Below are 14,285 nucleotides of genomic sequence, written 5' to 3'. Positions count from 1 at the left end.
CATGACACCACAGACTAAGGCCACCGTGGGTGGCAAGAAGCCGATCCTGATCGGCGTCCTGGCCGTGGTGTTCGTGACTGCGATCATCGGCGTGGTGGCCGGCCGGGGGATCAGCTCGGGCCGGTCGACGACCGAGGGCGCCGAGGGTGGCGGCGGATTCTGCGCCATGCTCACCGATGCGATCGGCCTGTACAAGGGAAACCCGGTGACCCAGATGGGATTCCGGGTCGGTGAGGTTACCGGTATCGAGAACGCCGGCACCCGTGTGAAGGTGACCTTCTCGCTGGATTCCGGTCGTGCGTACCCGGCCGACGTCACCGCCGTGACCCGCTCGAAGTCGCTTCTGGCCGACCGCAGTCTGGAACTCGTCGGCAACTACACCGACGGTCCGACGCTGAGCAAGGGCCAATGCATCACCACCACGTTCACCCCCAAGAACATCAACGAGGTCGCCGGATCGGCGTCGGACTTTCTCAAGGACCTGTCCGACAACGGCGGACTCGATCTGCAGAACGCCCTCGACGGTGCCGATACCGCGCTCTCGGGAACCGGCGCGAAGGCGCATTCGATGTACGTGAACGCGGCCAAGGCCGCCCAGGACCCCGACGGTTTCACGGCCGATATCGGTTCGGCAATCCGGGATATGGCGCCGCTGACCACCGATGCGCTGAACAACTGGGACACGATCTTGTCGATCACCGGCCAGGCGCCCACGGTCGCCGGGCTCGGTACCGAGCTGTTCTACCACGTGGCGCGGTTCTGCCGCGGCATCGGCTGGACGATCGCGCTGATGTATGACGTCTGGCGGAACTACGGTCACGAGCTGGAACCGCTGATTCTGGGTCTGGCTCCGCCGGAACTGCATGATATCGCCAAGAACCGGGCTCCCGGCTGGGCTCAGGATCTGTCGAATCTGTCGCCGGCGATCGCCGATGCGCTCAAGCAGCAGACATCGACCACCGGTGGCCTGTCGATCCCGTACTCGGCACCGGCGTTCAAGCTCGACAAGCGTCAGTGCGCCGCCGCGGGCAAGGCCTGCGATACCGCCAACGGCACAGTGGACGCGACCAACCTCGTCACCCTCGTCTTGCAGAAGGCAGGCATCCGATGAATGACACGCCGTCGGCGAAGAAAGAGGTTCAGGGGGAGTTGAACAAGACCCTGAACACGCGCCAGAACCGGGGCGTAGGAGAGAGTTCGCATGCCCGCAAGGGCAATTCGCGACACATCGCCCGAATCATGGTGGCGTTGGGGGTTGTTGTCGCCGCGCTCATGGCGACCAGCGGCTGCGCGTTGAGCCCGAACCGGCTGCCGTCGGTGAAGGCCGGCGTCAGCAACGACTACAGCGTGACGCTGAAGTTCGCCAGCGTGCTCAATCTCCCCACCGGCGCCGACGTGATGATGAACGGCCTGCAGGTCGGTCGCGTCAGCGCCCTGAACGAGACCGCCGACGGCGTCGATGTGGTCGTCGGTCTCACCAAATCCCGTCCGGTGCCCGCCAACTCGTCGGCCGTCATCCGGCAGAACACGCCACTGGGTGACACCTACCTCGCGCTGACACCGGACACGAACGCGGTGTCGACCGAGTACCTGCGCGATGGTTCGGTCATCCCGCAGGATCGGACCACCTCACCGCCCACGCTGGAGGACACGATCGCGGTCCTGGCCTACTTCGTGAACGGCGGAACCATCCAGAAGGTCCAGGACACGATGGGTACTCTTAACAAGGTGCTGCCGAAGGTGCGCGATGTGCGCAGGCTGGCGACCACGGTGGCCAAGGACCTGGACGATCTCGCCGACAACACCGACGAGATCGACCGGACCCTGTACGGACTGGACAACGTGGCCAGGTCGTTCCCGGCCGGCGACGCTTACATCAAGAATGTCTTCTCCGACGACGGGGTGCACTTCTTCAAGACCGTCGCGCACACCTTGCTGCGTCACATCGCCACGCTGCTGCCGTCGGTGGGTTCGATCTTCACCGGTGGTCTGTGGGCCACGCCGCTGCTCAACTCGGTCGCCGAGATGCTTGAAACGGCCAATCCGATGTGGCCGGCCGGCGGCGGGACGGTGAAGGCGACCAACAGCTTCATCAGCGACACCCTGCTGCCGTTCCTGAAGAATCCCAAGGTGACGGTCACGTCTGTGAAGGCATCGGGGAGTAATAAGCAATTGCTTGGCGACACCGTCTCGGTGCTGCGGATTCTGGGGGTCATCCGATGATCACGAAAACTCGGGTGTCGGTGCTGGCAATGCTGGTCATCCTGGGGGTGTCGATCATGTACATCTTCAACGTCGGCCTGCACATCAAGACGATCGGCGCCAAACATGCGACGATCACCGTGCCGGATACCAACGGAATCCTGGTGGGTTCACGGGTTCTGCTCCGGGGTATAGAGATCGGTCACGTCACCGACATCTCACAGAGCGTCGAGGGCGCCCGGATCACCTGGGACTACGGCAAATCGACGAAGATTCCGGTCGCCAGCCGGTACCGGGTGGACAATCTGTCGGCACTCGGTGAGGCGTATGTGTCGGTGTTGCCGACGGCCACGACCGGACCGTACCTGCAGAACAACGCCCAGGTCGATACCGGTCAGGTGGAGGTGACCTCGACCTTCAAGGATTTGTCCGAGCAGGTGACCAAGATCCTCACCCAGGTGGATGCCGACAAGGTGCAGGACGTGTTCCGGGAACTCGACGCCGGACTTCCCGAGGACATCGAGGTGCTCGACAACCTCAACAAGGCCGGGACTGCGATGACCAAGCAATTGCTGCGCAATCAGGATTCGCTGCGGACCCTGTTGCAGACCATGCAGCCGCTGCTGATGCGTTCGGGGCCGCTGCCGCAGGATCTGCGGGAGCTGACCCCCAAGGTGTACGACTTCACCGCGATGTTCACCTACATGACGCACGGCGTCAAGGATGCGATCGACTGGTCGGGGCCGATGGTCATCGGTATCAACGAGGGCGCGACCCCCCTGGTGGCGATGCTGCAGAAGTTCCTCGACGGCAGTTCCGGCGACATCAAGGTCATCGGCGACAATCTGTTGCCGCTGACCTCGGCGGGAGCGGCGTCGCTGCGCACCATCGACACCGGCAAGTTGCTCGATCAACTCATCGCCTCCGCCAATGGGGGTGCGCTTACGATCAGAATCGCCCAGCCCAACAACACAGGAGGTCGCTGACATGAAGAGTGTCATCGACACCCGCGCACCGGAGGAGATCGAGGACATGGCAGCGGACAGCACAGACCACGAATCCGACGCCGGGGAATCCGGCGAGGCCACCACGTCCGCCGGTCCCGATTCGACGAGCCCAGATTCAAAGAGCCCAGATTCAAAGAGCACCGAGTCTGCAAGTCCCGAGTCGAAGAAGTCTGCCGCCGGGTCCGATCCCGCCGCGAGCGGGCGGAGATCGGGCACGCTGACCCTGTCGGTGACATCGCTGGCGGTCGGACTTGGTGCGGTGGCCGCTGTCGTCATCGGCGCGGTCCTGATTTGGCTGGTGGTGGACAAATCAGGACAGGTCGACGATTTGAAATCGGCGGCGAAGGACAAGGCGCACGCCGAGGAGGTGGCGCTCGACTACGCCACCGGCGCGGCGAACATGAGCTATGAGGACACGCAGGGCTGGTTGACGCGGCTGACCGCGAACACCACGCCGGAGCTGTCGGCCAAGCTGCGTAACGCCGCGAGCCAGATGGAGCAGTTGCTGCGTCCGATGCAGTGGTCGTCGACGTCCGCACCCATCACCGCGAAGGTGTCGTCGGTGGATGGTGACGTTTACCAGGTCGACGCCTTTGTGCAGATCGTGACCAAGAACGTGCAGACGTCGGCGTCGGGCATCGACACCACCGCCACCTACAAACTGACCATCGACAAGGGCCAGGACTGGAAGATCACCGCGATCACCAGCAACGGCACCAATCTCGACGCCGACGGCGCGAGCACGGACGGCCAGGCTCCCTCGGCCGGCAACCAGAACCAGCAGACTCAGAACCAGCAGACCCCGGATCAGCAGACGCAGAACGGGCAGAACCAGGGCACACCCGGCAATTGAGTGCCGCCGGTATGTGATTGCTGACATCGGAAGGAAATAGCAGTGGGTGTAGAGGTCAGTGTCTCCGGGCTTACCAAGTCGTTCGGGTCGCAGAATATTTGGCGTGATGTGACGTTGACGTTGCCGACGGGTGAGGTCAGTGCGTTGTTGGGGCCTTCGGGTACGGGTAAGTCGGTGTTTTTGAAGACGTTGATCGGTCTGCTGCATCCGGAGCAGGGGTCGGTGGTCATCGATGGCACTGATATCACGCAGTGTTCGGCGAAGGAGTTGTACGAGATTCGTAAGTTGTTCGGTGTGCTGTTTCAGGATGGTGCGCTGTTCGGTTCGATGTCGTTGTATGACAATATCGCGTTCCCTCTTCGTGAGCATACGAAGAAGAAGGAGGACGAGGTTCGTCGGATCGTGATGGAGAAGGTCGACATGGTCGGTCTGTTGGGGGCGGAGGATAAGCTGCCGGGTGAGATTTCCGGTGGTATGCGTAAGCGTGCCGGCTTGGCGCGGGCGTTGGTGTTGGATCCGCAGATCATTTTGTGTGATGAGCCGGATTCGGGTTTGGATCCGGTGCGTACGGCTTATATTTCGCAGTTGTTGATCGATATCAATGCGACGATTGATGCGACGATTTTGATTGTGACGCACAATATCAATATCGCGCGGACGATTCCGGACAATATTGGGATGTTGTTCCGGAAGGAGTTGGTGATGTTTGGTCCGCGTGAGCAGTTGTTGACGTCGGAGCAGCCGGTGGTGAAGCAGTTCTTGTCCGGTGATCGGTTTGGTCCGATCGGTATGTCGGAGGAGAAGGACGAGGCGGTGGCGGCTGCGGAGGCGGCGATGCAGGCCGCGGGTATTTCCGGTGGTGGTACGAAGGATGATTTCACGGAGATCATTCCGCAGGTGCAGCCGAATCCGGGTATGCCGGAGCGGCAGGCGGCGATTCGGCATCGTGCGCGGGTGCATGAGATGTTGCATACGTTGCCGCCGAATGCGCAGGAGGCGATTGTGCGGTCGATGGCGCAGGAGGATGAGATCAAGGCGCAGAATCGGGCCGAGTTGGCGCAGGCGCACGCCGCCGGAGTGGCTGTCGACAACGCCCGCGGCGGGGTGCACGCCGCACCGATCGACGAGTGGTCGCAGGCGCCGACCGAGAGCTTCGGAGCGGTTCGGCGCGGCTGACCGGACCTCATATAATCTACTAACATTAGATTATGAGCTGTCCCGGAACGTCCGGGCATCGCGTACCGACGGAGGGAAGCAGCCCATGACCCTTGACCCGCGAACCCCGGTCCTGGTCGGCGGCGGCCAGATCAACGCGCGCGACGGCGGCATCGAGCCGGTCGACTTGATGGTCTCGGCCGCCCGCGAGGCGGCCGCCGAAGCCGGTTCGGCTCGGCTGCTGGAGCAGGTCGACACCGTGTGGGTGGTCGGTCTGCTGTCCTGGCGCTACCGCGACCCGGGTCTGTTGGTGGGTGAGCGTATCGGGGCCGCCGGTGCGCTGCGCCGGACCGGGTATTCCGGCAACGGCGGCAGCACCCCGCAGGTCATGGTCAACGCGGCGGCGCAGGACATCCTCGCGGGCCGGGCCGATGTGGTCCTGCTCGGCGGTGCCGAGTCCTGGCGTACCCGGATGAAGCTGAGGGCGGCCGGGGAACGGCCGGAATGGACCAAGCAGGACGAGACGGTCGGGCAGGCGCATATCGTCGTCCCGGACGTGCCGATGGAAGCCGAGAGCGAACGGCGGATCGGGATCGACCGCCCGTCGTACGTGTATCCGCTGTTTGAGCAGGCGCGCCGGATCTCGGCGGGCAACTCCATCGCCGATCACGCTCAGGAGATGGGCCGGCTGTGGTCCGCGTTCAGCAAGGTCGCGGCCGGCAATCCCAAGGCCTGGACGCAGAAGGAATACGGCGCCGACGAACTGATCACCGTCTCGCCGGGCAACCGGATGATCGCCTCGCCGTACCCGAAACTGCTCAACTCCAACAACATGGTCGATCAGGGCGCGGCCCTGCTGATGTGTTCGGTGGGCACGGCGCGAGAGCTGGGGATCGATCCGGCGACCTGGGTGTTCCCGCAGGTGGGTACGGAGTCTCACGACACGGACGCGATCGCGGCCCGCGGGGCCCTCGATCGTTCACCGGCCATCCGGATCGGGGCACGTGAGGCATTGGCGGTGGCCGGCCTCGGTCTTGGGGACATCGAGTTCGTCGACGTCTATTCATGCTTCCCCTCCGCGGTGGCGATCGCCGCGGCGGAGATCGGTCTGCCGATCGATGATCCGGCCCGGCCGCTCACCTGTACCGGTGGCCTCACCTTCGCCGGCGGTCCGTGGAACAACTACAGCACTCACGCGATCGCCACGGTTGCCACGAGACTGCGGGAGAATCCGGGCTCGTACGGGCTGGTGACCGCCAACAGCGGTTATCTCACCAAGCACGCCTTCGGGATCTACTCGACGACGCCGCCGGAGTCCGGGTTCTCCCGCCATGACGTCCAGAATCTGGTCGATGCCGAACCGGTGACCACAGAGATGATCTCCTACGCCGGCACCGCCCGCGTCGAATCATGGACCGTGGTGTACGGCCGGGATGGACTGCCCGAGAAGGCTTTCGTGGCGGCCGCACCGCGCTCCGGAGAACGGGTGCTCGCGGTGGTCACCGACGCCGACGACCTGGCGGCGTTCGCCGGTGAGGACGTCGCGGGCCGGGACGTTCGTGTCGGCGAGGCCGGCGACGCGGTGCTGTCTTGATCGCATATATCTAATGACGTAAGGTTTAACGCAACGGGGGTCGATGCAGGATGGTGGTCGAATGACAAGCAATGGCAACGAGATAGAGACGTTTCGGGGCATCTACGAAAAGCATGTGGCGGGTGTGGCCGCCGGTGACATGGAAACGGTGCTCGCCGACATGGTGCGGGCGAATCTGCCGACGGTGTTCGACGGTGTCGACATCCCGCGCGGGAGTATCGAGACCTACGAGATCATCGGTGTCCGCGCCGACGGTGAGCAGATGGTGGGCGAGACCGTGTACCGCACCAAGGCCGGTGTCATCGGGCTGCGGTCGATCTGGGATCGTCACGACGATCGCTGGCTGGCCGCCGAGCTCGCCAACTTCCCCGTCCCCGGCAGCGGCGCGGCCGACGAGGTGGCGCGGTGACGGCAACGGTGCCCTGGGGGCCGGCGGCCGACGGACTCGACCGCCCGTACTGGGACGGCCTTGTCGACGGCGAGCTCCGGCTGCAGCGATGCACCGAGTGTCGTGAGTGGATCTGGGGTCCGCAGTCGGTGTGTGCCGGCTGCTACGGATTCGACATCGGCTGGGAGAGCGTGGAGCCGGTCGGCACCATCTACAGCTGGAGCCGCAGCTGGTATCCGTACATCAGCGAACTGGGCGATGAACTCCCGTATATCAGTGTGCTGGTTGAACTTCCGCAGGCGGGTGGCCGACGCTTGCTGGGCATGCTCATAGGCGATCCTCAGCAGACCCCGCGGATCGGGGAGCGGGTTGTGGGCACAATACAGCGCAGGCCGGATGAGCCGTGGCCGTTGCTGCGGTGGCATCGTGAGGAAGGGCAGGCATGACGCGCGGAATCCAGGGCGCGAGCGCCGTCGTCGGAGTCGCCGAAAGACATTACCGGCGTGGGCAATCTCCGGACAGCGAACAGGTGATGACGCTGCGGGCGATTCTCGACGCCTGCGCCGACGCGGGCATCTCGCCCCGCGAGATCGACGGCTTCGTTTCGTACGCCGGCGGATCCAACGACGGGCCGATCCTCGGTGCGGCTCTGGGGATCGACGAGTTGCGCTGGTCCAACATGATGTGGGGCGGTGGCGGCGGTAGCGTGGCCGCCGCGATCATCAACGGCGCCACCGCGATCGCCGCCGGTCAGGCCGACGTGGTGGTTGTGTACCGGGCGATGGCCCAGGCCGACACCGGTCGGCTCGGATACGCCAAATACCACTATGGGCCGCACTTCCTGGCGCACGGCGTCGGATCGCCCGCGCAGATCTGCGCCATGCGCACCCAGCGGATGCTCGAGCACGACGGGGTACCGCGCGAGGCGCTGCGATCGCTGGTGCTGGCGGCATACCACCACGCGCAACAGAATCCGACCGCCCAGGCATACGGCAAGGCGCTCGACGCCGAGACCTACGACTCCTCGCGGCTGATCGCCGAACCGTTTCACCTGTTCGACTGCTCCCGCGAAAGCGACGGTGCTGTCGCCCTGATCCTGGTCTCGGCCGAACGCGCCCGTGACCTGCGTGCCGATCCCGCGTACATCCTGGCCGGCGCGCAGGGCGCACCGGGCGGCTACAGCGAGAGCATTGACAACGACGCCCACTATTCGACCGCGGGCTTCGGCGCCGCCAACAACGGCAAACCCGGTGTGGCCGAGCGGCTGTGGTCATCGGCGGGACTGGGTCCCGATGATGTCGACGTTGTGCAGGTGTACGAGAACTTCTCCGGACCCGCCGTCGCCGCGCTCATCGACCACGGGCTGTGCCCGCCGGGCGAGGCTGCCGGCGCCGTCCTCACCGTCGACAACCTGACCGCCCCGAACGGCAAGCTGCCGGTCAACACCAGCGGCGGCAATCTGGCCGATGCCTTCGTCAACGGCCTCAACCTGGCGGTCGAGGCCGTCCGCCAGATTCGCGGTACCTCCACCAATCAGGTCGCCGGAGCCCAAACGTCCCTGTTCATCGGCGGACCGATGGCACCGCTCGTGTCGTCGGTCCTGTTCAGCAATTCCGCCGCCCTCCGTGAGGGCTGATCGCAAGGAGCCCACGATGTCCGATCGGCCCCACCTGTTCATCGGTGGATCCTGGACCACCCCGTCGACCCCGGCGCACTTCACCGTGATCGAGGCGGCTACCGAGAAACCGCTCGGATCCGCGGCGCTGGCCGCGCGATCCGACATCGACGCGGCCGTCGTGGCGGCGCGAACGGCGTTCGACGGTCCGTGGCGCTCGCTGAGCCACGATGCGCGCGCGGACCTGCTCGACGCCTACGCGGGCGCCCTGCGGGCACGCGGGCGCGATACCGCCGAACTGGTCAGCCGCGAGAACGGCATGCCGATCTCGCTGTCCAAGGGCGCCAACGGCATCGCTCCAGCCTCGATTATCGCCTACTACGCGCGACTGATCCGGGACAGCGCCGACCAGGACACCAGGGCCAGCGTGTTCGGCGGCCGCACCGTGGTGCGCCGCGAACCCGTCGGCGTGGTCGCCGCGATCACCCCGTGGAACTATCCGCAGGCACTGGCCGCGATGAAGATCGGGCCCGCGCTCGCCGCCGGCTGCACCGTTGTTCTCAAACCGGCCCCCGAGACGGCGCTGGACGCCTACGCGTTCGCCGACGCCGCACTCGACGCCGGGCTGCCGGCCGGGGTGATCAACGTCGTACCCGCGGATCGCGACGAAAGCGCCTATCTGGTGGCGCATCCCGGTATCGACAAGGTGGCCTTCACCGGATCGACCGGTGCGGGGCGGGCCATCGGCCAGATGTGCGGCGGACTGCTGCGTCCGGTGACGCTCGAGCTCGGCGGCAAATCGGCGTCGATCGTGTTGCCCGACGCCGACCTCGACACCTTCGTGCGGGCACTGCCCGAGGTGTCCCTGGCCAACAACGGCCAGACCTGCCACGCCAGCACCCGCATCCTGGCACCCCGCGCCCGCTGGCACGAGGTGGTGTCGGCGGTGACCGACACGGTCGCGGCGCTGTCCATCGGCGACCCGCTCGACAGGACGACCGCCATCGGGCCGCTGGTCAGTGCGGCGCAACGGGACCGGGTACTCGGTTTCATCGAGTCGGGCCGGTCCGAGGGATTCCCGATCACCACCGGCGGTGGGACGCCGCAGGCGCAGGCACAGGGCTGGTTCGTCGAACCCACCGTGTTCGCCGACGTCGACAACTCCGCCCGCATCGCGCAAGAGGAGATCTTCGGCCCGGTACTGACCATCACCGGCTACGACGACGAGGACGAGGCGGTGCGGATCGCCAACGACTCGCCGTACGGGCTCGGCGGCACCATCTGGACCGCCGACGAAGAGCACGGACTGGCGGTGGCCGCGCGGATCGAGACCGGCACGATCGGGGTCAACCACTACGCCCTCGACTTCGCCTCACCGTTCGGCGGTGTCAAGGCGTCGGGGCTGGGCCGCGAACTCGGACCCGAGGGCCTGGCGCCCTATCTGACCGCGAAATCGGTCTACTTCGCCACCAGCTGACAATGCCGCCCTGAGGCGGAACATTGCTGATCCCCACCAACAGTCCCCGGAGAGAAGCCGATGAACGACAATGAGATGGCGGCACTTCCGCTGCGCGGAGTGCGGGTCCTCGACCTGACCGACGGACTCGCCGAGTCCGCGGGCCGCTTCCTCGCCGATCTCGGCGCCGATGTGGTCCGGGTCGAGCCCGAGGCCGGGTCGTACTCGCGGGGCACCGCGCCGTTCCACGAGGGCATCAGTATCCCGTTCGCCCTGCGCAACGCCAATAAGCGCGGTGTGGCACTCGATCTCACGGCGGCCGAGGGCAGGCGCCGGCTCATCGAGCTGGTGCGCGGTGCCGACATCCTGATCGACTCGCCGCGACCGGACGGGGTCGCGGGCTCGGACGTCGATCCCGCCGAACTGCTCGTGGCCAACCCCGCCCTGGTCGCGGTGACGGTGACCGGCTTCGGGCGCACCGGACCGTACCGGGAATGGGCCGCAACCGAATCGGTGATCTACGCGCTCAGCGGCGTGCTCTCGCGCTCGGGCGAACCCGGACGTGAACCGCTGCTGCCGCCCGCCGGGCTGGTCGAGTACGCGGTCGGCACACACGCCGCATGGTCGGCCCTGCTCGCGTACTACTCGCGGCTGCACACGGGCCGGGGGCAACTCGTCGACATATCCGCATTCGAAGTGATCGTGCACGGCTTCGACCCCGGCTTCGGCGTCCAGGGGTCGGCGGCCGCCGGCCGCAAGGTCGACTTCCCGCGTGGGCGGCCCGATGCCGCCGACTTCTACCCCGTGTTCGACTGCGCCGACGGCCGCGTCCGGATCTGCCTGCTGGCGAAACGTCAATGGCGGTCTATGTTCTCGTGGCTCGGTGAACCCGCGGAGTTCGCCGACCCGGTGTACGACACGATTCCGGGGCGGTTCGGCGCCGCCGATCGGCTGCACCCGCTCATCGAGAAGCTGTTCGCCTCGTACACCCGTGACCAACTGGTCGCCGAGGGTGCCACGCGTGGCATCCCGATCGGCGGGGTGCTCGCGGTGGGGGAGGTGCTCACCGCCGAACACTACGGCCGCTCCGGCGTCTTCACCGACGAACAGCTCGCCGCCGGTGTCACCGCGCGGGTGCCGGCCGGGTACGCCACCATCGACGGCCACCGCGCCGGGTGGCGGCATCCGGCACCGGCCGTCGGACAGCACAACAACGAACTGCTGAGTAGCGAATCACTGAATCCGGCGGATTCGGAATCGGCCGATGCCACAGCGGAATCGGTGATCGGCGACGAGGCCGCCCGGCCGTTCGACGGGCTCCGGGTCCTCGATCTCGGCGTGATCGTGTTCGGGGCCGAACTCGGCCGCCAGTTCGCCGACAACGGAGCCGACGTCATCAAGGTGGAGAACGCGGCGTTCCCCGACGGTCTGCGCCAGTCCAAACGAGGTGCGGCACTGGCCGCATCGGTGGCTTGGGGACATCGCAACCGCCGCTCGATCGGCTTGAACCTGCGCGAACCCGAAGGCAAACAGATTTTCCGTGAGCTGGCCGCCTCCGCCGATGTGGTGCTGGCCAACTTCAAACCCGGCACACTCACGTCGATGGGTATTTCCTACGAGGATCTTTCGGTGATCAACGACAAGATCATCGTCGCCGAGAGCAGTGCCTTCGGCAGTGTCGGCCCGTGGAGTACGCGACTGGGGTACGGCCCGCTGGTCCGGGCGGCCTGCGGCGTATCGGATCTGTGGCGGTACGACGGCGCCTACCGGGGGCTGTGCGACGGGTCCACGGTCTATCCCGACCACATCGCCGCCCAGGTGAGCGCCGCCACGGTTCTCGCGGTGCTCGTCGCACGCGAGCGCTCGGGGCGCGGCGCGCATATCGATGTGGCGCAGGCCGATACCGCGATCATGCAGCTCGGCGAACACCTCGTCAGCGAATCACTGGCACCCGGCTCGGTCGCGGTCACCGGGAACGACGACCCGTTCGCCGCACCGTCCGGGGTGTTCGCGTGCGCGGGCGATGACGAGTGGTGCGTGGTGAGCGTGCGTGACGACTCCGACTGGGGCCGGTTGTGCGCGGTGATCGGCCGTGCCGACCTCGTCACCGATGCGGAGCTGGCCACCGCCGCCGGACGCATCGCGAACCGGAGCGCCGCGCAAGCGCCACTGGTGCAATGGTTGTCGCAGCGCACGCCGACCGAGGCGATGACGGCGTTGCAGGATGCCGGTGTACCGGCCGCGGCGATGAAGCGGCTGCCCGAGCTGCTCGTCGACCCCCAGCTGGTGGCCCGATCGGCCTACACCAGCCTTGAACATCCCCTGTTGCCGGCATCGCTGCCCACGGCGTCGCGCGTCGCGCACTTCCAGACGGTTCCCGACGCCCCGCTGCGTCCCGCCCCGCTCGCCGGCGAGCAGACCCGGGAGATCGTGCGAGAGTTGCTGAGCCTGGACGACACCGAGATCGAGCGACTCGTCGACGCCGGAATCCTGCAGGAGTCCCCCGAACCGGTCACCGCCGGCTGACCGCCCCGACACTCCCCACCTCGCCGGCCGAGGCACCCCACCTCGCCGCTTGAGGTACCCCCCACCTCGCCGCCGGTGGGGCGAACATTGTCGGCTTGCGGGGTTTCGAGGCTCGGTCGCTGGGCGACCTCGCACCTCAGCCGGCGAGGTGGGGTGCCTCAGCCGGCGAGGTGGCGCCCACACGCTCGCATCGCAACCCGGCAGGGCCGTGCACCCCGACCCGGCAGGACCGGAGTGCACCGGCTCAGCGCAGGAGATCGCGGTGGATGATCTCTTTCATGATCTCGTTGGTACCGCCGTAGATCCGCTGTACCCGGGCGTCGATGAACGCCTTGGCCACCGGGTACTCCATCATGTATCCGTAGCCGCCGTGCAACTGCACACCGGTGTCGATCACCTTGTCCTGCAGCTCGGTCGCCCACAGTTTGGCCTTGGCGGCGTCGACGGCGGTGAGTGTGCCCTTGTTGTATTCGCGGACGCAGCGGTCGATGTAGGCGCGGGACACCTCGATTCCGGTGGCGAGTTCGGCGAGGGTGAAGCCGAGCCCCTGGAATCGTCCGATCGGCTTGCCGAACGCCTCGCGCTCCTTGACGTAGGCCATCGTCCACTCGAACACGGCCTCCGCGGACACCTGTCCGGCGATGGCGATGCCGAGGCGTTCGAGCGGCAGGCTCCGCATCAGGTAGCTGAATCCGCCGCCCAGTTCACCGAGCAGCTCCTTGCCGCTCACCCGGACGTTGTCGAAGAACAGTTCCGCGGTGTCCTGGGCATGCAGCCCCACCTTGTCGAGTTTGCGGCCGCGGCTGAACCCGGGGGTGCCGTCCTCGACGACGAACAGGCTGAACCCCCTCGACCCGGCGTCGGAGTCGGTTTTCGCGAACACAATGACGAGGTCGGCGAGGATGCCGCTGGTGATGAACGTCTTTGAGCCGTTGATAACCCAGTCATCGCCGTCGCGGACGGCGGTGGTGTCGATACCGCGCAGGTCGCTGCCGGCTCCGGGCTCGCTCATCGCGATCGCGCCGATGGTCTCGCCGGTGATGAAGCCGGGCAGCCAGCGCTTGCGCTGCTCGTCGTCGGCGTGGCGCAGCAGGTAGTTGAGCACGATGTCATCGTTGGTGGAGAAGCCGGACTGCAGGGCCGACGCCCCGACGCGGGCGATCTCCTCCTGGATGACGACCCGGAACCGGTAGTCGGTCTCGCCGGGGCCGCCGTACTCCTCGGGTACCGACAGACCCAGCAGCCCCTGCGCGCCGGCGGCCCGCCAGGTATCCCGGTCGATGAGGCGCTCCGAATCCCACCGTTGCATGTGGGGTTCGACGTACTTGCCGACGAACCCCCGTACGGCATCGCGGAACAGTTCGTGGTCTTCCGAGAAGAGCTCGGTGCGCATGGAATCTCCTGGTCGGCGGCCGAACGGCCGATTGCTAATTACCTATCTATGTTAGATTTATAGCATCCGGGAGCGCAGACCCGGACGTTGTCAAAA

At 66.3% G+C, this 14,285-nt stretch carries 12 protein-coding genes; 11 read left to right on the top strand and 1 reads right to left on the bottom strand.

The window, feature by feature from the left end; translation table 11 throughout:
• Position 1: 1 nt before the first annotated feature.
• From GII31_RS19615 to GII31_RS19565, 11 genes are all read left to right on the top strand, one after another.
• A complete protein-coding gene (locus GII31_RS19615) occupies positions 2-1,111 on the top strand; it encodes an MlaD family protein (RefSeq protein ID WP_213245033.1) in 1,110 nt (369 codons plus the stop codon).
• Positions 1,108-2,223, top strand: a complete 1,116-nt coding sequence (locus tag GII31_RS19610; protein WP_246221963.1) for an MlaD family protein — start codon at positions 1,108-1,110, stop codon at positions 2,221-2,223. Before GII31_RS19615 ends, GII31_RS19610 begins: the two co-directional genes overlap by 4 nt.
• Positions 2,220-3,188, top strand: coding sequence for an MlaD family protein (locus tag GII31_RS19605; protein ID WP_213245032.1), 969 nt, complete (start codon positions 2,220-2,222; stop codon positions 3,186-3,188). Before GII31_RS19610 ends, GII31_RS19605 begins: the two co-directional genes overlap by 4 nt.
• Before the next feature lies 1 nt (position 3,189).
• Complete coding sequence (locus tag GII31_RS19600) at positions 3,190-4,062, top strand: hypothetical protein (RefSeq protein WP_213245031.1); 873 nt, start codon at positions 3,190-3,192, stop codon at positions 4,060-4,062.
• A gap of 42 nt (positions 4,063-4,104) precedes the next feature.
• On the top strand, positions 4,105-5,238 hold the full coding sequence (locus tag GII31_RS19595) for an ABC transporter ATP-binding protein (RefSeq protein WP_246221962.1): 1,134 nt from the start codon (positions 4,105-4,107) through the stop codon (positions 5,236-5,238).
• An 85-nt stretch (positions 5,239-5,323) separates the two neighbouring features.
• Positions 5,324-6,811 carry an acetyl-CoA acetyltransferase gene (locus GII31_RS19590; RefSeq protein WP_213245030.1) on the top strand — a complete coding sequence of 496 codons (1,488 nt, stop codon included), beginning with the start codon at positions 5,324-5,326 and terminating at the stop codon, positions 6,809-6,811.
• A 61-nt stretch (positions 6,812-6,872) separates the two neighbouring features.
• Complete coding sequence (locus GII31_RS19585) at positions 6,873-7,220, top strand: hypothetical protein (RefSeq protein WP_213245029.1); 348 nt, start codon at positions 6,873-6,875, stop codon at positions 7,218-7,220.
• Positions 7,217-7,645: a Zn-ribbon domain-containing OB-fold protein gene (locus GII31_RS19580; RefSeq protein WP_213245028.1), complete on the top strand. Its 429-nt coding sequence runs from the start codon at positions 7,217-7,219 to the stop codon at positions 7,643-7,645. The genes GII31_RS19585 and GII31_RS19580 overlap by 4 nt, the downstream gene beginning before the upstream one ends.
• Complete coding sequence (locus tag GII31_RS19575; protein WP_213245027.1) at positions 7,642-8,835, top strand: thiolase C-terminal domain-containing protein; 1,194 nt, start codon at positions 7,642-7,644, stop codon at positions 8,833-8,835. Before GII31_RS19580 ends, GII31_RS19575 begins: the two co-directional genes overlap by 4 nt.
• Positions 8,836-8,851: 16 nt before the next feature.
• Positions 8,852-10,291, top strand: a complete 1,440-nt coding sequence (locus tag GII31_RS19570; protein ID WP_213245026.1) for an aldehyde dehydrogenase — start codon at positions 8,852-8,854, stop codon at positions 10,289-10,291.
• A 75-nt stretch (positions 10,292-10,366) separates the two neighbouring features.
• Positions 10,367-12,796 (top strand): CaiB/BaiF CoA transferase family protein, encoded by a 2,430-nt coding sequence (locus GII31_RS19565; protein ID WP_213250742.1) that lies wholly within the window; start codon positions 10,367-10,369, stop codon positions 12,794-12,796.
• Positions 12,797-13,040: 244 nt separating this feature from the next.
• Here the strand turns inward: GII31_RS19565 and GII31_RS19560 are convergent, their stop codons facing one another.
• Positions 13,041-14,189: an acyl-CoA dehydrogenase family protein gene (locus GII31_RS19560; protein WP_260840123.1), complete on the bottom strand. Its 1,149-nt coding sequence runs from the start codon at positions 14,187-14,189 to the stop codon at positions 13,041-13,043.
• Positions 14,190-14,285: the final 96 nt, after the last annotated feature.

It is taken from the genome of Gordonia pseudamarae, from assembly GCF_025273675.1.
In the GTDB taxonomy this organism is placed as follows: Bacteria; Actinomycetota; Actinomycetes; order Mycobacteriales; family Mycobacteriaceae; genus Gordonia; species Gordonia pseudamarae.
This window is presented reverse-complemented; position numbering and strand designations above follow the sequence as displayed.